Origin of the sequence: Sphaerisporangium sp. NPDC049002 (genome assembly GCF_040649355.1) — a bacterium.
Lineage (GTDB): Bacteria > Actinomycetota > Actinomycetes > Streptosporangiales > Streptosporangiaceae > Sphaerisporangium.
In genome coordinates, this window is sequence record NZ_JBEZFH010000069.1 from 1 (window position 1) to 18,659 (window position 18,659).

General features: G+C 71.5%; 15 protein-coding genes. 4 read left to right on the forward strand and 11 right to left on the reverse strand.

Features of this window, described 5'->3' with window-relative positions:
- Both AB0B89_RS16280 and AB0B89_RS16285 read right to left on the reverse strand, forming a co-directional pair.
- Positions 1–642 (reverse strand): Rieske 2Fe-2S domain-containing protein (locus AB0B89_RS16280; protein ID WP_358553010.1); only part of this gene is annotated, 642 nt, incomplete at its 3' end.
- Entirely contained in the window at positions 639–1,853 is a 1,215-nt protein-coding gene (locus AB0B89_RS16285; protein ID WP_358553011.1) for an NAD(P)/FAD-dependent oxidoreductase, read from the reverse strand. The genes AB0B89_RS16280 and AB0B89_RS16285, both read right to left, overlap by 4 nt.
- 51 nt (positions 1,854–1,904) lie before the next feature.
- Here AB0B89_RS16285 and AB0B89_RS16290 point away from each other — a divergent pair, with 51 nt between their 5' ends.
- Positions 1,905–3,071, forward strand: a complete 1,167-nt coding sequence (locus AB0B89_RS16290; protein ID WP_358553013.1) for a cytochrome P450 — start codon at positions 1,905–1,907, stop codon at positions 3,069–3,071.
- 21 nt (positions 3,072–3,092) lie between these two features.
- Here the strand turns inward: AB0B89_RS16290 and AB0B89_RS16295 are convergent, their stop codons facing one another.
- The 3 genes from AB0B89_RS16295 to AB0B89_RS16305 form a co-directional block, all read right to left on the reverse strand.
- Positions 3,093–3,950 carry an ABC transporter permease gene (locus tag AB0B89_RS16295; RefSeq protein WP_358553015.1) on the reverse strand — a complete coding sequence of 286 codons (858 nt, stop codon included), beginning with the start codon at positions 3,948–3,950 and terminating at the stop codon, positions 3,093–3,095.
- The gene (locus AB0B89_RS16300; RefSeq protein WP_358553017.1) at positions 3,947–4,924 is read right to left on the reverse strand and encodes an ABC transporter ATP-binding protein; all 978 of its coding nucleotides are present in this window, start codon (positions 4,922–4,924) and stop codon (positions 3,947–3,949) included. Before AB0B89_RS16300 ends, AB0B89_RS16295 begins: the two co-directional genes overlap by 4 nt.
- A 62-nt stretch (positions 4,925–4,986) precedes the next feature.
- Positions 4,987–5,379, reverse strand: a complete 393-nt coding sequence (locus tag AB0B89_RS16305) for a hypothetical protein (RefSeq protein WP_358553019.1) — start codon at positions 5,377–5,379, stop codon at positions 4,987–4,989.
- A gap of 305 nt (positions 5,380–5,684) precedes the next feature.
- On the opposite strand from AB0B89_RS16305, the gene AB0B89_RS16310 reads away from it, so the two are divergent.
- Genes AB0B89_RS16310 through AB0B89_RS16320 form a run of 3 tightly spaced genes read left to right on the forward strand, consistent with a single transcriptional unit; the run spans position 5,685 to position 7,986 of the window.
- Positions 5,685–6,953 (forward strand): cytochrome P450, encoded by a 1,269-nt coding sequence (locus tag AB0B89_RS16310; protein WP_358553021.1) that lies wholly within the window; start codon positions 5,685–5,687, stop codon positions 6,951–6,953.
- Positions 6,950–7,804: a methyltransferase domain-containing protein gene (locus tag AB0B89_RS16315; RefSeq protein WP_358553023.1), complete on the forward strand. Its 855-nt coding sequence runs from the start codon at positions 6,950–6,952 to the stop codon at positions 7,802–7,804. Before AB0B89_RS16310 ends, AB0B89_RS16315 begins: the two co-directional genes overlap by 4 nt.
- A complete protein-coding gene (locus AB0B89_RS16320; protein ID WP_358553025.1) occupies positions 7,801–7,986 on the forward strand; it encodes a hypothetical protein in 186 nt (61 codons plus the stop codon). Before AB0B89_RS16315 ends, AB0B89_RS16320 begins: the two co-directional genes overlap by 4 nt.
- Positions 7,987–8,062: 76 nt before the next feature.
- On the opposite strand, the gene AB0B89_RS16325 is transcribed toward AB0B89_RS16320, so the two are convergent.
- The 6 genes from AB0B89_RS16325 to AB0B89_RS16350 form a co-directional block, all read right to left on the reverse strand.
- Positions 8,063–8,404 carry a YciI family protein gene (locus tag AB0B89_RS16325; RefSeq protein WP_358553027.1) on the reverse strand — a complete coding sequence of 114 codons (342 nt, stop codon included), beginning with the start codon at positions 8,402–8,404 and terminating at the stop codon, positions 8,063–8,065.
- Positions 8,405–8,605: 201 nt separating this feature from the next.
- A complete protein-coding gene (locus tag AB0B89_RS16330; protein WP_358553029.1) occupies positions 8,606–11,527 on the reverse strand; it encodes an NHLP bacteriocin export ABC transporter permease/ATPase subunit in 2,922 nt (973 codons plus the stop codon).
- A 2-nt stretch (positions 11,528–11,529) separates the two neighbouring features.
- The gene (locus AB0B89_RS16335; protein WP_358553031.1) at positions 11,530–13,815 is read right to left on the reverse strand and encodes an NHLP family bacteriocin export ABC transporter peptidase/permease/ATPase subunit; all 2,286 of its coding nucleotides are present in this window, start codon (positions 13,813–13,815) and stop codon (positions 11,530–11,532) included.
- A 34-nt stretch (positions 13,816–13,849) separates the two neighbouring features.
- Complete coding sequence (locus tag AB0B89_RS16340) at positions 13,850–14,662, reverse strand: HlyD family efflux transporter periplasmic adaptor subunit (protein ID WP_358553033.1); 813 nt, start codon at positions 14,660–14,662, stop codon at positions 13,850–13,852.
- A gap of 3 nt (positions 14,663–14,665) precedes the next feature.
- Complete coding sequence (locus AB0B89_RS16345) at positions 14,666–16,033, reverse strand: SagB family peptide dehydrogenase (RefSeq protein WP_358553035.1); 1,368 nt, start codon at positions 16,031–16,033, stop codon at positions 14,666–14,668.
- Positions 16,034–16,050: 17 nt separating this feature from the next.
- Complete coding sequence (locus AB0B89_RS16350; protein WP_358553037.1) at positions 16,051–18,333, reverse strand: TOMM precursor leader peptide-binding protein; 2,283 nt, start codon at positions 18,331–18,333, stop codon at positions 16,051–16,053.
- Between the last annotated feature and the right edge of the window lie 326 nt (positions 18,334–18,659).

Here is an 18,659-nt window from a genome sequence, read left to right on the forward strand (position 1 = left end):
GAAGGTCGCGATGCGCATCGCCTTCCGTACCGGTGGCGTGGCCGGCATGTTCACCGTCGGGCTCGGCCTGCTGGGCGCCGCGATCGTGGTGTTCGCCTTGGTGCGGAACTCCCCCTCGATGACGAGCTCGCCGTGCTCGCCGAGCGTGGCACGCATGCCCCGGACCGCGGGCACCAGGTGGACCGTGCTGAAGTGCTCGGCGTCGAAGGCGTTCTCGACGACGTACTCGGCGGGCACGCTCACGGGCTGGATCACCGCGCCGACGACCAGCAGGTCGGCGGCGACCTGCTTGATCGCCTGCTGGAAGCCCCGGTCGTCGCCGGGGCCCTCGGAGAGCCTGACGAACAGGGCCGCGCCCGCGCGTTCTGTCGGCAGCTCCGCCACCGACCAGCGCCGGCCGCCGTCGCCCAGCGAGATCCGCTTCCCGTGGAACGGGCAGATCACGCACGAGCCGTCCAGCTTGCCGCCGTAACCGAGGTGGGCGCCACGGTGCGGGCAGGCTCCGTCGAAGACGCGGATCCGCTCGCCGTCCCGGACGGCGATCAGGGCGCGTTTCCCGAGCCGGAGCGGCGTGATCTCCTCGGTGAGCTCCTCTTCGAGCGCCAGCAGGAACCATCCCCCATGCTGTGTCATCGGCGTCATCGGCATCCCTTCAGCGCCTCGATCACTTCGTTGGCCGCGCGTTCGCCGGTGGCCATGGCCATGTGCGCCATGGGCGGTCCTGAGCGGCCCACGGTGGCCTCCCCGGCGAAGAAGAGCGTGCCGCCCATCGGCTTGGCCCAGACCTCGGGCGCCCAGAGCGCTCCCACGCCGGGATAGGTGAACGCGCCGCCCGCCCACTCGTCGGCGCCCCAGTCGGCGACGTCGACCGCCGCGGGCTCCAGCCCTCGGGTCCACGGCATCGCCTCGCCCAGCAGCGTGGACAGGCCGCCGGGTTCACGCGCGATCGCGCGGGCGGACCGGGCCGCGCGGTCCTTGGCCACGACGAGCACCTCCGGGCGGCCCGCCGTGGCGCTGAGGAATCCGAGCCGCCCGCCGGCGTCGAAGACGACGCCCGACTCGGGGGCGGGGACGGGGTAGGTGACCACGGCGCACCACGCGTCGCCGAGCCGCAGCTCGTACGCGGCGGCCTGCTTGCGCACGGGCAGGTCGTTGATGACGAGCCTGCCGCCGGCGACCAGCGGGGGCGGGACGGTGACGACGGCCGCGGCGGCGGCGGTCGTGCCGCCGGCGGTGAGGACGTCCACGTGGCCGGGAGACCAGGCGACGCGCAGCACCGGGGTGCCCAGCCGTACGGACAGGCCCGAGGCGAGCCGCGCGGGCAGCCGGTCGAGACCTCCGGGGATCGGGAACTCGCCCCGGCCCACGCGCGCCGCGCGACGGCCGCGGGCGAGGCCGAGCGCGCTGAGCACGTCCGGGTCGGCCGCCCAGCTCTGCCGGAACCACTCGGCCGTGGCCTCTGCCGCCGAGGGGGCTTCGCGCTTGAGCCATTCGGTGACCGGCACGTCCTCGGTCGCGCCGTCGAGCAGGCGCTCCTCCAGCACCGGCGGAGGCGGGCCGCTCTCGGCGAGGACGGCCATGGGCCGCACCTCGTCGCCGAGGAGCACCCAGGCCGTCCGGCGGGGCAGGGGCGGCGGGCGTTCCTGGCCGGGCAGGGACCAGATGGGGTTGCGGTCCCCGTGGATCACCTGCGCGCCGAGTTCCAGCAGCGAGGGCCGGTGGGTGCGGATCCGGCCGCCGACCCGGTCCCTGGCCTCCAGCACGGCGACCGCCAGTCCCGCGTCCCGCAGGCGCCGGGCCGCGGTGAGGCCGCTGATGCCCGCGCCGATCACGACAACGTCGAACTGCGCCACCGTTCACCCCCTTGTAGTAGTTTGTCCACCGCATGATCAGGAGGACACGTGATGGCGGCTCCCCGCACCCTGCCAGGCGATCTTGCCCACCCGTTCTCACCGCGTGGCCGGGTCGACCCGTACCCGGCGTACCGGTGGCTGCTGGCCAACGACCCGGTCCACTTCGACGTGACCTCGCGCATGTGGCTGCTGACCGGCCACGCCGACTGCTCGCTCGTCCTGCGCGACCCGAGGTTCTCCGCGGCGATGGGCCAGCGGGAGCGGGTCAGGGAGGACGCGCTGCCACCGTCGATGCTCACCACCGACCCGCCCGAGCACCAGCGGCTCCGCGCGCCGGGCGCGCTCCTGATGGGCCCGGCGGCGGTACGCGGCGTCGCGGACGGCATCGCGCACGAGGTCGACCGGATCCTGACGGAACTGGCGGGCCATACCGGCGTCGAGGCGACGGCGGACATCGGCGAGCCGCTCGCCACCGGCGTGCTGGCCAGGCTCTTCGGCCTGCCGCCCGCCGACCACGCGGCCTTCGCCGACCTGGCCCGCCGCGTCTCGGCGAACCTGGACCCCCTCGCGGGACCGCAGGCCGCGGCGGCGGGGCGGGTCTCGATGGGGGACCTCACGCGGTTCCTGGACGAGCGCGCGGGCGGCGCCCAGGACTCGCCCTGGGGCAGGCTCGCCGCCGACGACCGGCTCACCCGGCCCGAGAAGCTCGGCATCGCCTCCCTGGCCGTCGTCGGAGGCTGGAAGCCGCTGGCCGAGATGGTGGGCAACGCGCTGTACTGGCTGCTCCCCCGTCCGGAGGTGATCGAGCGGCTGCGCGACGGAGGGGACGAGCTCGCGGTGACGGCCGTGGACGAGCTGCTGCGTTTGGAGTCACCGATCCCCTTCACCGCGCGCGTGACGACGGAGGCCGTGGCGCTGGCGGGCGGGACGATCCCCGCGGGTGCCCGGGTGCTCGCGCTGGTCGCGGCGGCGAACCGGGATCCGGCCGTCTTCGACCGGCCGGATGACCTGGTGGTGACCCGCTCGCCCAATCCACACCTCGCGTTCGGCACCGGCACCCATTTCTGCCTGGGTGCTCCTCTGGTCAGGCACGCCGGGGCACTGCTGCTGCGCGAGCTGCTGTGCCGCCATCCCGGGCTGCGGGCCACGGGGGCCACGCCCGTCTGGGCTCCGTCGCTCCTGCCCCGGCGGCTCGACGGCTTCAACCTCGCCATCTGACGGGCCCGCCGGGCGGCCCGGTCACTTGACGTTCGCGCCGCGCCAGCGGAAGGTGAGCAGGCTCAGCAGCAGCGAGGCCACGCACCACGCCGCGAGGACCGCCGCGACGTGGCCGAGCTCCCACGTGCCCGCGGGCTCCACCCTGGCGAAGTCGGCCGGCAGGAACACCGAGCGCAGGCCCTGCGTCATCCACTTGAGCGGGAAGAACGCGGCGATCGTCTGCATCCACACGGGGAGCTGGCCGTAGGGGAAGAAGACGCCCGAGATGAACTGCAGGATCAGGAACGGCAGCGTGACGATCGCGGGGGCCGACCTGGCGTTCGGGATGGCCGTGCTGAACGCGACGGCGAGCAGCGCGCAGGCCATGGCGCCGAGCAGGAGCACCCAGATGAAGGTGAGCCAGTGGGTCGCGTCCGGCGGCATCGGCAGGTGGAACAGCGCGACGCCCACCGCGACCAGGACCGCGGACTCCAGCAACCCCGTCACCACGACGCGGACGATCTTGCCGATGAAATAGGCGGACTTCGGCATCGGCGAGGACGCGAGCCTGCGGATCATGCCGGTGTCCCGCTCGATCGCGATGCTGATCGCCAGGCCGTTGAAGCTGACGCTCATGATGCCGCAGGCGATGATCCCCGCCACGAACATCGTCTTGAAGTCGGTGTGCGTCCCCGGCACCGTGCCGGAGAAGATCGAGCCGAGGACGAGCATCAGCACGATCGGCAACAGCAGTGTGAAGAACAGTGACTGCCTGTTGCGGAAGAACGACTTCAGCTCCACCGAGGAACGGGCCACCGAGGCCCGCCACAGGCTGGAGCTCTGCCCGGCGGTCCGCGCCGCCGGGCCCTGTTCGACCACCGCCGTGCCAGGAGTGATCATGAAGTGGTCCCCTGATTCTCTCGGATGAGCGTGAGATAGACGTCCTCAAGGGTGGGGCGCTGGATCCGCAGACCCGGCAGCTCGGGGACGCCCGCCTCCGCGGCCCACGGGAGAATCGCCGCGAGGGCCTGCGTCGGATGGTGGGTGTGGAGGGTGACGACCTCGTCGTCCGGCGGATCGACCAGCGCGTCCGCGGGCAGTTGCGGCAGGGCCTTGCCCACCAGGCCGCCGACCCGGGTGAAGCTCAGCATGGCCGGGGTGCCGAGACGCCCGCCCAGCTCGGCGACCAAGCCGACCTCCACGACCTTGCCGGCGACGATGACGGCGGCCCGCTGGGCCAGCGCCTCCACCTCGTCGAGGTAGTGCGTGGTGAGCACGGTGGTCTTGCCGCGATCGGCGAAGTACCGCACCAGGTCCCACGCTTCGAGCCGGGCCGCGGGGTCGAGGCCGGTGGTCGGCTCGTCGAGGAAGATCAGGTCCGGATCCCCGATGATCCCCACCGCCACGTCCAGCCGGCGCAACTGGCCGCCAGAGAGCGACTGCGCCTGCTTGTTCTCCTGCTTGCCGAGCCCCACCATCCCGATGGCCTGCGAGACGGGAAGCGGCGCCGGGTAGAACGCCGCGAAGTGCTCGACGACCTCACGCACCGTCAGGTCGGCGTAGGCGCCCGTGGACTGGGGCACGATGCCGAGCCGCGCACGCCACTCCGGGGCGTCCTCGGCGGGATCACGGCCGAGGACACGAACCTCGCCACCGGTGCGCCGGCGAACTCCCTCAAGGATCTCGACCGTGGTCGTCTTTCCCGCGCCGTTCGGCCCCAGCAGGGCGAAGACCTCGCCGGAGTAGACGTCCAGGTCCACGTCCTGGACGACACGGGCGCCGCCGTAGGACTTCCTCAGCCCACGCACGTGAATGGGGTTCGCCTGATCGACGGCCGTGGCCATGACCTCTTCCTCCTCTCGGGGGACCGCCATGCAGGCGGTCCCCTGCGAAGGCCGCGCGGTCCGCGCGGCCGGTGTGCCGGGCCGCTTCCGACTCAGGTGCAGCAGCAGCAGGGGCAGCAGCAGCAGTTGATGTCGATGGCGCTGTCGGGGGAGACACCGGCCGAGATCGAGTCGAGGTCGCCCTCGGACAGCTCGGCCATGTCGATCTGCGGGGTCTCCGGGACGTGGAACTCGAAGACGCCGGTGTCCAGACCACGCTCCCACAGGCCGACCTGGACGTCGAGGTTGGTGTCGTGGTGTCCCTCGGGCACGGTGCGGACGAGGGTGATCTGGGCGCCCGCGGGGAGCTCCAGCCCGGCCTCGGCGAGCGCCTCGCGCGGGTTGCTGTCGAGCTTGGCCGAGAACTCCTCGCTCGACCAGGCGGTGATCAGGACGCGGGTGTAGGAGTTGACGAATTCGGTCCGCTCTGCGGGATTCAGGGCCATTGAGTCCTCCTGGAGCTTTTCACTTGGCGCGGTGCGCCGTCCTGGAATGGAGTCTTGCACGCCTAATTCAAGCTGCCCAGACTTAATTTCCGATCGCCGAAGATAAGTATTGAGGGGCCTAGGCGGCTGGGGTACGCTCCAAATGGATCGGCATGAATAATGCGACTCCACCCGTACGTATTAAGCATTCGGTAATACGTATTCGGAATCGAATTTCACGTAAGTGATTCGGAGAGCTGATGTCCGGTACGTACGTATCTCCCCGGCTTCCACCGGGACCCGGCGGAACCCAGAGCCTGCGCGCGATGCGTGAGGCGCCGCTCGACTTCGTCACCTCGATGGCGGCCTACGGCGACGTCACCCGGCACGACGCGGACGGCGAGCAGGTCTACATGCTCAACCGGCCCGACCTCGCCAGGTACGTCCTGAAGGAGAACGGGTCCAACTACACCAAGGACCGCACGCCGGACGACGACATGCTCCGCCCGCTCCTCGGCAACGGGCTGCTGACCAGCAGCGGCGACGAGTGGGCCGCGCAGCGCCGTATGTGCGCGCCGGCCTTCCGGCCCTCCGAGGTCGAGCGGTTCGACCAGGTCATCACCGACGCGGCCGCCGGACTGCTGAACCGCTGGACCGGCTGCGGCGAAGGCCAGGCCGTACGCGTCGACCACGACCTGACCGCGCTCACGCTGACGGTCATCGTGAAGGCCATGCTCGGCACCGACATCGGCGGCGCCGGGGACGGGTTCGGGCGCGCGGTGGACGCGGTCAACCGCTTCATCGGCCACTACGTACCGGGTGACGCGATCGACCCCGCGGATACGGCCGTACGATACGCAGGCTTCCACCAGGCGCGTGTGTTCCTCGACCGGGTGACCCGCGTCATCATCGCCGCCCGGCGCACGGGCGGGGGCGGCGGGCACGACCTGCTCACCTCGATGCTCGCGTCCGGGCACGCGATGTCCGACACCGACCTGCGCGACCAGGTGCTGACGATCATCATGGCCGGGCACGAGACCACGGCCAAGTCGCTGACCTGGACGCTCTACCTGCTCGACCGCCACCCGGAGGCGGCTCGGGCGGTGTACGCCGAGATCGACGAGGTCCTCGCCGGGCGGATGCCGACGGCCGCCGACCTGCCGAGGCTGGAGGCCTGCCGCCGGGCCATCCAGGAGGCCATGCGCCTCTACCCGCCCGTCTGGCTCATCTCACGGCGCTCGGTCGAGGACGACGTCATCGGCGGCTACGACGTGCCCGCCGGCACCCTGGTCTGCGTGAGCCCGTGGGTGCTGCACCGCGACCCGAGGTACTGGGACGAGCCCGAGGCGTACAGACCTGAGCGGTTCGCGTCCGGGCGGGCGGCGGGGCACCTCAGCCACCAGTACCTGCCCTTCGGCGGAGGACCGCGCATCTGCGTCGGGCAGCACTTCGCGCTGGTCGAGGCGACGCTCGTGCTCGCCGTGATCCTGCGGGAAGCGCGCCTTGAGCTGGTCGAGGGCTTCCCGGTCGAACCGGAGGCCCTGGTCACCCTGCGGCCCAGGCACGGCATGATGATGATCCCGAGGCCGCGATGACGGCGCAGGAGGCCGCGGTCCACAGGGCCGGGTCCTACGACGCGGCCAACACGACGTGGGGCGGGCTCGGCGGCGAGCTGGCCCGGCTGGAGGCCCAGGCGGCCCTGTCCTTCGACGAGGAGCTGCGCATCCTGCGCGACCTCGGTCTGCCCGGGGCGGGGCCGCTGCTGGAGCTGGGCGCCGGGTCGGGCGCCGTCACCCGCCGGCTGCGCGCCGCCGAGCCCGATCTGCCCATCGTGGCGGCCGACATCGACGAGAAGGTGCTCGCGCACGCCGCGGGCGCGGGAGCCCCGCTCCTGCTGGGCGACGCCGCCCGGCTGCCCCTGCGTACGGGAAGCGTCGGCGGGGTCCTGCTCAGGTACGTACTCCAGCACGTGGCCGATCCGGCGCCTGTGGTCGCCGAGGCGTTGCGCGTGCTGCGGCCGGGCGGCCTGCTGGTCGTCATCGAGGTCGACAGCATGCTGTGGGGCCTGGCCGACCCCATGTACCCCGAGCTCGCGTCGGTGCACGGCACGATGGCCACCGCACAGCGCGACGCGGGGGGAGACCGCCAGATCGGCAGGAAGCTGACCCGGCTGTTGCGCCGGGAGGGCTTCGCCGACGTGGTGCTGCGCCCGTTCGCCACCACCAACGACGACCATCCGACGGAGTCCTTCGCGCCGCACCTCGGCCCGGAGCGGCTGGTCCCGCTGGTGGCGTCCGGCGCGTTGTCGATGGCCCAGCTCGCCCTGGCGACCGACCGGTGGAAGAGGTTCCGCGCCGACCCGGACGCCTGGGTCATGTTGCTCGGATTCGTCGTCGCCGGGACCGCACCGGGCGGCCCGGCCGGATCACCTTGGAGGAAGAGATGAGCCCGTTCTGGAAGATCTTCATCGCGATCTTCTGCTACATCAGCGCGATCGTCGGCCTGGGGCTGGCGATCGCGAACGCCAGCCAGAGGCCGCCCTCGACGACGACCGCCATCATCTACGGAGTCGCCGGCCTGGTCTTCCTGGTCGGAGGCATCGCGCTCAGCCGCAGGCCGCGCTACTAGGCCGCCGGGGAGTGGCCGGTCGCCCGCGGCGGACGCGGACGCACCGGCCTCGCCGGTCACATTGCCGGAGCGGGGCTCAAGTGGGGTCGCAGGGCCGGATCTCCACGATGTCACCGGGCGCGTACGGCATCTTCCGCGCCCAGACCTCGGCCTCCTCGGCCGACTCGACCTCGATGATCCAGAGCCCGCCGATCTGCTCGCGGCCGACGGCGTACGGGCCGGGGACGGCCGGGCCGTCCGGCCGGACCAGTTTGGCCGTGCGGGATCTGGTCAGGCCCGCGCCGTATTTGATGCGGACGCCCGATTCGACCATCGCGCGGCCGAATTGGCGGTGCCCCTCGGCCATGCGCTCGCGCTCGTCGTCGCTGAATGCGTCCCACAGCATTTCGTCGCCGTGGATCAACAGGAGAAAATCCATTTGTTGTCCTCCTTCTCGGGTCTGGCCGCGGACGCATATCCGCGAACCAGACCTCGAGGCGCGGGCGGGCCGCTGAGGCCGTCGTTCCAGAGCCATCTTCCCGGGTGGCGGCGACGCAACTCAACCGAGTTGCCCAAGCTCAGAGGAACTGAGCGGTTCCGGGGCTGTGCGTCAGCTCAGACGAACCGAGCGGTTCTGGGCTCACATCTGACGCCGGGCCAGGCGGGCGAACAGGCCGTCGGCGTCGGAGACCAGCTCGTCGTACTGGCCCTGCTGGACGATCCGGCCGCCGTCGAGCACCACGATCTTGTCGGCGTCCTTGATGGTGGACAGCCGGTGGGCGATCACGATGCGGGTGGCGTTCAGCCGGCGGGTGCTCTCGGCGACCACGTTCTGGGTCGGGTTGTCCAGGGCGCTGGTGGCCTCGTCGAAGAAGACGATGCGGGGCCGGGAGACCAGCGCCCGGGCGATCATGATGCGCTGCCGCTGGCCGCCCGACAGGGTGTTCGTCCCCTCCGACAGGACCGTGTGCATGCCCATCGGCATGGCGGTGATGTCGTCGGAGACGCCGGCCATCGCGGCGGCCTCCCAGGCGTCGTCGACGGTGTGGTTGCTGCTGCCGATGATGTTCTGCCGGATGTCCCCGGCGAGCAGGGCGCCGTTCTGCAGGACGACGCCGCACTGCCGCCGCACCGCGCCGATGTCGAGCTCGCCCAGGTCCTGGCCGTCGTACAGCACGGTGCCCGCGACCGGTTGCTCGAAGCCGAGCAGGAGGCGCAGGATTGTGGACTTGCCGCTGCCGGTGGGGCCCACGATCGCGACGAACTCGCCGGGGTCCACCGACAGGTCGACGTCGCTCAGCACCAGGGGGCCGTCCTCGCCGTACCGGAAGGACACCCGGGAGAAGGCGATACGGCCGGACAGGTCGCCGGGGTCGGCCTTGCCGGTGAGCTCCTCGGGCTCGGCCGCGAGGACCGGGCGCATCTTCTCCAGCATCGGCACGACGCTCATCGCGGTCATCGCGGCGCCGGTGAACTGCAGCACCGAGGCCATGAGCAGGTTGAACGCGGCGAAGAACGACAGGAAGACGCTGATCGGCAGCTCTCCGCGCATCGGCCCGGCCACCACGGCGAAGATGAGGACCGAGCAGACCAGCGGGAACCCGGCGCTGAACGTCGTGACCAGGTTCTGCAGCCGCCGCGCCGACGCGGAGGTGCTGCGGGTCTGCAGGAAGTCGCGGTTCCACACGCCGAACGCCTGGTCCTCGGCCGCGGCCACCCGCAGCTTCGGCACGGCGCTCAGGAGCTGGAACACCCGCGAGGACAGCCGCTGCTCCTGCTCGTACAGGCGGCGTTGCAGACGTATCTCGAAATATCCGGCGACCGCGCATACGAGGACGCTGACCAGCACGAGCAGGGTGGCGATCAGGGCCATCCTGCCGTCGTAGAAGAACACGAGCACGAGGTTGGCCAGCCCGCCGAACAGACCGAGCGTGGCGGTGGTCACGACGCCGGAGAGCATCTCCTGCGCCGCGCTCACGCCGAGCACGGTCGTGCCGAGCTGCCCGGTGGAGTAGTGGGCGAAGAACGTGGCGGGCAGCGACAGCAACCGGGTCCAGGCCCCGGCCTGCAACCGGGCCGACGACCGCCCCTCGATGCGCAGTGCCGCGATGTTCTGCACGATCGACAGCGCGCCGGCCACGAACGCTCCCCCGATGACCAGCAGCGCCCCCTGCACGATGAGGTCGCGCTGGGCGCTCGCCACGAACGTGCCGAGCACCAGCCCGGTCATGGAGGGCACCAGCAGGCCGATGATCGCCACGAGCGTGCCGAGGGACGCCAGCACCCAGAAGTCACGGCGGTTGCGCGCCAGCCCGAACCGCAGCAGCCCTGCCACCGTGCGCACCTCGCGCGGCAGCGGCTGGTACAGCACCTCCGCGCGGTTGGTCAGCGTCTCGGCCACCGCGTGCGTGATGGGGGTGACCCGGTTCTGCCCCGGCTGCGCGAGCACGTAGTGCGAGCCGATCGGCAGCAGCGCCACGGGCGTCTCGTCGCCCTTGCGGAAGCCCACCATGGGGCCGAGGTCCTTCTTCCACCACCCCTCGTCCAGCCGTACGGACCGGGTGCGCACCCCGGAGGCGAGGGCGATGGCCTGGAGGGGGTCGATCTGCCTGCCGTGGGAGCCTCCGGGCGGGGGCGCGGTGACCCGGAACCCTCCGTGGGAGGCGACGAGCCTGGCGGCGGCCAGCGCGGGGGAATCGGTGGTGACGTCGGCCAGCCGCACCCGGGCCTCGGTGTCGCGCACCAGCGTGTCGAAGCCCCGCCGGGCGGTGCGCAGGATGTCCTTCTCCCGCTCGTTCCGCCGGGCGAGCATCTCCAGCTCGCGCGCGCCCTGCCGTTCGACCCGGCGGTCCACGGTGTACAGGAAGCGGGTGGCGTACTCCACCCACCTGGCCCAGATCGTCTCGTCGGCCAGCAGTTCCCAGGTCGTCCTGGCACGCAGCCGGGCCGGGCCCGTGGCGACCAGCCAGTCCCGCTCGGTCACGCAGATGTGGGCGCCCGCGGTGAGCCGGCCCGCGACGCCTTCCGGCATCTCGACCACGCCGTCCTCGACGCCGACCCAGCACAGGCCGTCCACCGACCGGGTCGCCGCGCCGTCGGCCAGATCGGTGGGCGCGCCGGGCGACAGCGCGACGAACTCGCGCGGGGGCAGGTTGTCGCGCATGGCCTGGGCCAGCGAGATGATGCCCGCCTCCAGGCCGCGGACGAACTGCTTGACGGCCACCTCGTGCTCGTCGGGGAGCAGGGGGCCGGACGGGCCGGCCGACAGCCCCCGCAGCCGGCCGAGCGGCATCCGGGACACCCGGGTGCCCGGCACGGGACGGCCCACGATGCTGTGCTTCGGGCCCTTGGGCGAGCCGAGCAGCAGCGACCCCTCGCTGATGCGGCACAGGAAGTTCCACCGGCCCACGGGCTTGCCGTCCTCCAGCCGCACCGCGAACAGGTCGACGGCCCCCTCCTCGACCAGCAGGACCTCGCGCAGGTCGGACGCCACGAGCAGGCGGTCGGCGGAGTAGTCGACGGGCGTCGCGGCCTCGGCGAAGAACGGCGCGAATCCGGTCACGGTCAACCCCTGTCGCCGTTGCTGTGGGCGTTCTCGATGAGCCTCGCGTAGTGGCGGCCGGCGGCGAGCAGTTCCTCGTGACGGCCGCGCTCGACCACCTCGCCCTTGTCGAGCACGAGGATCTCGTCCGCGTCCCTGATGGTGGACAGGCGGTGCGCGATGATGAGGCAGCCGCAGCCGCGGCGGCGCAGGTTGTCGGCGATGATCCGCTCGGTCTCCGGGTCCAGCGCGCTGGTCGCCTCGTCCAGCACCAGCAGCGTCGGCTGGATCGACAGCGCCCTCGCCAGCTCCAGCCGCTGCCGCTGGCCGCCGCTGAAGTTGCGGCCTCCCTCGCGGACGCCGCTGTTCAGACCACCGGGCCGGGCGGCGATCACGTCGAAGATGGCCGCGTCGCGCAGGGCCGCGATCACCACCTCGTCGGCGATGTCGTCGCTCCACAGCGTCAGGTTGTCGCGCACGGTCCCCTCGAACAGCGTGATGTCCTGGTCGACGTAGGCGATGGACGCGGCCAGGGCCATACGCGACTGTTCGAGCCTCGGACGGCCGTCCAGCAGGACCTGGCCCGACCCGGGCACGTACAGGCCGGCGGCCAGCTTGCCGACGGTCGACTTGCCGCTGCCCGAGTGGCCGACGACCGCCACGCGGCGGCCCGGCACGATCGAGAACGACAGGTCCTTGATCACCGGCGGGGCGATCGGGTTGTATCCGAAGGACACGTGCGAGAACTCCATGCAGCCGTCCAGGCGTCCGTCCGCCGGCTCCTCGCCGGGCCTCGGCTCGAAGCACTGCGCGACCGGGTAGCGCTCGACGTCGTACAGGCGGTTGATGTCCGCCGAGATGTTCTGGAGCTGCCCGCCCAGGTTGGTGAGCTGGGTCACCGGACGCGACAGGGAGTTGAGCAGCGTCTGGAAGGCGACCAGCATGCCGACGCTGATCACCCCGTCGACCACGCGCAGCCCGCCGATGAGCAGGATGAGCCCGCTGTTGATCCCGGCCAGCAGCGGGGGGACCACGGTGAGCGTGGCGGTCGCCACGCCGAGCCGCTGCTTGGCGGTGACGGCCTTGGCGAGGAACCCCGACCAGCGCTGGAACGCGTTCGGCTCGGCTCCGCTGGCCTTGACGGTCTCGATGAGCTGCAGGGTGTTGAACGTCGTGGACGTCAGGTTGCCGATGTCCGCGCGAAGCGCCGCCACCGCGTCCGTGCGTGCCCGGGAGACCCGCCTGAGCACGAGGATGTTGAGCATCGCCATGCCGACCCCGAGCAGGCCGAGCATGAGGTCGTACCGGATGAGGATCACCGCGTAGAACAGCACGAGCACCAGGTTGATGACGGTGATCGCCAGGTCGCGGGAGAGGATCTCGCCGACCATGTCGTTGGCCTGCACGCGTTTGGCCACCTCGGCCGGGCGGCGTTGCAGGTAGAACTCGACCGGCAGCCGCAGCAGATGCCGGAAGAAGCGGGCCGAGCTCACCAGCCCGAACCTGATCTCCAGCCGCAGCAGGTAGTGCCGCTGCACGGAGGTCAGGACGAACACCGAGACCGCGGTCACCGCCATCCCGAGCAGCAGGGGGTACAGGAAGTCGGGGTCGCGACCGGACAGGATCCGGTCGATGAACAGCCGGCTGAAGGCCGGGCCGATGATGCCCGGGATCACCAGGATCAGGCTGGCCAGCAGGATCAGCGGCAGCGCCCGGCCGGACGGCATCCGCCGCGACAGCAGGGCCTGGCCGACCCGGGTGGGGCGCCCACCGGGCTCGAAGTCCGGGCCGGGCTCGAACGTCAGCACCACCCCGGTGAACCCGGAGTCGAAGTCCGCCCAGTCGATCAGGCGGGGGCCGCTGGCCGGGTCGTTGACCGCGACGACCTTCTTCCCGAACCGGGTGCGCACCCCCTCCACGACCATGAAGTGCTGGAACGCCCAGAAGATGATCGCCGGCTTGGCGACGGTGCGCAGGTCGGCGGCCTCCATCTGGAAGCCCCTGGCGATCAGGCCGTGGCGCCGGGCCGCGGCGAGCACGCTGGAGGCCTTGGCCCCGTCACGGGAGACGCCGCAGGCCGACCGGAGCTCCTCCAGCGGGACGAACTTCCCGTAGTACCCGAGGATCATCGACAGGGAGGCGGCGCCGCACTCGACCGCCTCCATCTGGATCACCGTCGGCGTGGTGCTCCGCCATCTCCCCCAGCGCGCCTTGGGCTCCTTGCCGTCCTTGGCCCCCTTGGCGGCGGCCGGACGCCGCGGCCCACCCCCCTCCGGGGCCAGGGGTGGGCTCGCCGTGGCTTGGCTCATTCGTCTCTCCTCTTGGAGCCGTGACTGGTGCCGCTCAGCGGCCGAGGAGCAGGTCGAACAGCGTCTGACCGCCCAGGTTGATCGAGCCCGTGACGTTGACCTGCGACGAGAGCCGCATCGGCGGGCCGTCCTTGGTGGACCAGGCGAACCCCGAGGTCGTGCCCGGGTCCCGCTCCAGGTCGACGATCACCAGCCGGGGCGGTGCTCCCTTGACGTAGCCGCGCGCCGCCGCCTCACCGCCGACGAGGTCCGCCACACCCTCCAGCATCAGCGGGTACGTGCTCACCGACGCGACCCGGCCGCGCAGCAGCCCGAAGGCCCCCGGCGGAGCCGAGGAGACCGCGAGGTCGACCTCCCTGCCGGGGACGACGCCCAGCGTGCGGTCGCCCGGGACGAACAGCATCGCCACCAGCCGGTCGTCGGGCGCGTCGGTGCGCTCGATGGTCATCAGGTCCTCGCCCGGCGTGACCATGTGCCCGTCGTCGGCCGTGCTGGCGACCACGTGCCCGGTGAACGGGCTCTTGATCAGGCGCGAGGTGTCGTCGAGCTGGACGATCTCCGCCACCGCCTGGCCCCGCTGGACGGTGTCGTCCGGGTGGACGTACATCGAGCGGACCATCCCCGCGTACGGGCTCTGCAGCTGGGCGGTCCCGCCCGGATGGGTGAGCAGGCCGGTCGCGGACACCGTGATCGGCATCCGGCCGACGAAGGCCCACGCGGTCACCGCCGCGACGATGATCAGCACGACGAACGTGGCGATCCATCCCCGCGGGGAGGCCAGCAGGGTCGGGGAGTCGAGCTCGTCGGGCTCCCGCATCCGCTGGAGCGCCTTGTAGCGGAATTTCATCGCTCATCCCCGCTTGCTGCCGATGACCAGCTCGCCCACGCTGCCCTCGGTGAGGTAGTCGAGCCCGCTCGCGGCGGCGAAGTCCCCGGCGTCGCCGCCGCCGAGCCCGCACACCGCCAGGTCCATCGCGGTCCCGACGAGATAGAGCGTCTGGTACAGCACGCCGACGTGCTTGAGCATGAGGGAGTAGGCGATCGTCTCGTACTTCCACATCACCCGGCCGAAGCGCGCGGTGACCACGAGCAGCACCTGCGGGTCGGCCTCCAGCAGCGCGGACGCCCTGGCCCGCCGCACGAGGATCTCGGTGGCCGGGCCGGGCTCGGCCACGCGCTCCAGCGCGTGCCCGGCGGTGTCGTAGTGCCACAGACCGGGCTCGGCCCCTTCGCACGACACGATCAGCGGGTAGACCTCCAGCTCGTGGATGGACCCGCCGGACGGGTACGGCCGGTCGACGAGCTCCGCCCCGTCGGGCGAGGTGAAGGAGTTGCGCCTGCGCATCGACCGGTACAGCAGCTCCCCGAGCCGGTCGACCGTGATCGGGGAGTCGGCGTCGTGCTCGCGCAGCGAGCGGCGCCGCTCAAGGGTCTCGGTCAGGCTGGGGTCGGACTTGGCCGCGAGCTCCAGGTCGGGTGGAGCCAGCGGGATCCGCGGGCCGTCGAACGGCGCGGGGGCGGCGGGCAGCGGGCCGAACCTCGGCCCGAGCGGGTAGGTCCCGCCGTACCGGCCGGTGAGGCGCGGCCCCCGGCTGTGGGCGTGCAGCCAGAGGTCGCGGGGGGTCCACTGCGCGTGCGACTGGTCCTCGTCCTCGGACGTGCGCGTCAACAGGCCGGCGGCGTCGAAGAACCGCAGCACCTGCTCGACCGGTACGCCGGGCAGGGCCTCGGCCAGCTCGGCGGGGGTGGTCCAGTCGGCGAGCGCGCCGAGGATCCCCGCCGCCCGCGGGGCCAGTTCGACGACGCCGGCGTGACGCGGGGAGCGCACCGTCAGCACGCCGTCCTCGGCGGTCGCCACGGCGAACCGCGACAGCTTCACCCTGGCGTCGGGGGCCGGGGCGGCGGCGGGCTCCAGCGGCCCGCTGCCGACGGGCCGCAGCCGGGCGCCGTCCACGCTGTACTCCAGCAGCCCGCTCCTGGCCAGGCGGCGCACGAGCATGTTCCAGCGGAGCAGCCCTGCCTCGCCGTCGCCGTCGACGACCGCCGCGGTGAGGCCGGCGTCGGTCATGTCCCCGGCGGCGAGCGCACCGAGGGCCGCCACGGTGCCGGGAGGCAGGTCGCGAAGCCCGATGGCCCCCACGGGCGCGGACACGCGCAGCGCGCCGCCGGACTCCGCCAGCTCCGCGTCGCGGCGGAGCCGTACCTTTGTCTGGGTCACAGTCTGCTCCTCCGCGCTCAGAAGAAGACGCTCGTGGGGTTGAGCTGGTCTTCCGTGCTCGCCTGTGGCACCCAGCCGAGCTCGGCCGGCACGTCGTACAGGCGTCCCGCGCCGAGGCGCCGCCAGAAGTGCCGCATGCCGGGCGCGATCATCCGTACGACGTTGAGGTCCAGGTCGGGGCGGGTCTGGTCGACCACGATCACCTCGATCCCCGCGGCCTTCGCCCTGGCCACGCACGTCTCGACGTCCCTGGCCAGGTCGTCGCCGTCGGAGGGGGCGTAGTCGGCGGGCGTGCGCGGGCGCTGGGCAGGGTCGGGGACCAGCCACGGCTCGTTCGCCAGCTTGGTCTCCTTCCACCAGGCCAGGGTGGCGATGTCGTTGTCCAGGTAGAGGGTGTTGCCCTGCTCGTCGCGCCGTTCCACCGACGGGAGGAACTGGTTGACCTCGGTCAGCGTCCTGATCGCCGCGATCTTCGGGTCGAGGTGGGCGCCGAAGCCGACGATGACGTCCTCGACCGGGTGGCCGATCCGGTGCGAGACCCCGACGAACGCGGGGATGCCCAGGTCGGTGGTGATGTCGAGGAGCCAGATGCTGCGACCCATCCCCTCGTAGAACTCGCGCAGCGTGTCGACATACGGATCGCGCAGCGAGTCGAGGTCGAAGGCGGGGCGCCGCGCCCGGTTGTACCACCACAGGGCGACCGCGTCGCGCTCGACGAGCTCGCAGAACCCCTGGAGGATCGCCTCTTCCATGGAGTTGCCGGACGCGTTGCCGTTGGAGTCGCCCACGCAGTAGAAGTGGCGTTCCAGGTCCGGGTGGCCGTACCAGGCGTACCCGGAGGGGATGAGCCGCTCGCGGCCGTCGGTGAGCGACCAGGCGGGCGACCAGTCGATCGGCAGGTCGGTGCGGAACCTCTCCGGCACCAGGTGCAGCCGGTGGCTCGGGTCCTTGTTCCACTCGTCGCGCCCGGCGTACTGGGACGGGGAGAAGTGGAGCAGGGACTCCACGTGGACGGCGAGGGCCGGGTCGAGGTCGGCGTAGGCGGCCTTGCGCACCTGCTCCTCGCCCCGCCACACGCCCGAGTACCGCTCGATGGCCTCGCACAGGGCGCTGACCTTGGCCTGGATCTCGGTGCGTCCCTTGCCGCCGCTCTGCCCGCGAAGGTTACGGCGCAGCAGGTCCATGTTGTCGCCGACCATGGCGAAGTTGTGGCCGGCGGTGAAGCTGTAGGTGACGCCGTTGTCGTACTCGGCGAAGGTGTGCAGCCGGGTGACCGCGCCGATGAGCGGGCTGATGTGCCGCTCCAGCCGCTGGTAGGTCTGCGAGGGCGGTTCGATGCGGTACCCGCCGTCGGTGACGTGCCGCGCGTCGCGCGACGACAGCACCACCTTCGGGCTGCGCTCGGTGACCAGCGTCGGGTCGCCGCAGGCGGGGCACTGCGGCAGCCGGATCATGGTGTGGTCCGTGGCGGCCAGCGTGCGCAGGTCGATCGTGGTCATCTTGCCTTCGAGCCGCGACGGCGTGCCGGTGGCGGCCATCCGTGCCATCTCCACCGCGAGCAGCCCGCCGACCAGGGACGGTCCCGCCGGGTTCGCCTCCAGCGCGGGGTGGTACGGGATGCCGTCGCCGTGCTTGCCGGCCAGGTAGCGCTCCACCTGGCGGTTCCCGCTGATCCGCTGGGACAGGCAGGCCCAGCAGCCGGTACGGCCCGGCTGGATCACGGGCCCGGCCCACAGCGTCAGCCCGGTCGGCTTCACCAGCGCCCACGGGTGCTCGGCGGCGAGGTAGGCGGCGTTGAGCCGTTCGAGTGACGGGTCGAGGTAGTCGTTGACGACGACCAGGGAGAGGGCGCCGCCGGGCGCCGCGGCCTCCTCCTCGACCAGGGCGTGCCTGACGCGCAGCCCGTGTTCCCGCAGTTGCGCGACCACCGCGCCGGTGTCGGCGCCCTCGCCGGCCACAACCGTGAATTCGGTCTCCGCGAGCGCGGCCTGTACGGTCTTCGGGTCGATTCCCTGCGCGTCCCAATACGCGAGCGTGCTGTCCGGCCAATCCGGCCGGCCGTCCGCCAGGTGTCCCAACGCGTCGAATTTACGGATGGCGACCATGACCTGCATAAGCGATAACTCGGCGCCCAACGCTCCTGCGATATCGGCTATCGTGTGCCGTCCGTCCAGGTAGGGGAGCACCTTGACGCACTCGGCCCCCTTGATGAGGTAGTGCTGGCCTTCGGCGAGAAGGAAGACCTTCGATCCCTCGACCACCTGGGCGGCGAAGTGTGCTTTGAGGCGTGGGCGATCCATGGCACTCCCCGTATGGGCTCATTTCCATTGATCGCAGAGTCGCATCGGCCCAGGACCGTGTAAAGACGTAATTCCGGCATACGTATTCGGGTGTCCTTTATAAGTGCCGCGTACGGATTGCGTATCCGGGAAATGCGTACGACGCCCGCCGGCACAGGCCGGCCTACGCCTCGCGGTAAGCTCGGTCCGGGTGCCGTCGGGCGGCGCACAGTCCGTTACGCATCCCGACATACCGCCCTATATAAGGCGATAGGTCCTTTGATGGTGCATTAGGTATTGACAAGGGACTAGTCATACGCGGCATGATCCTGGTGTAGACGTAAGCA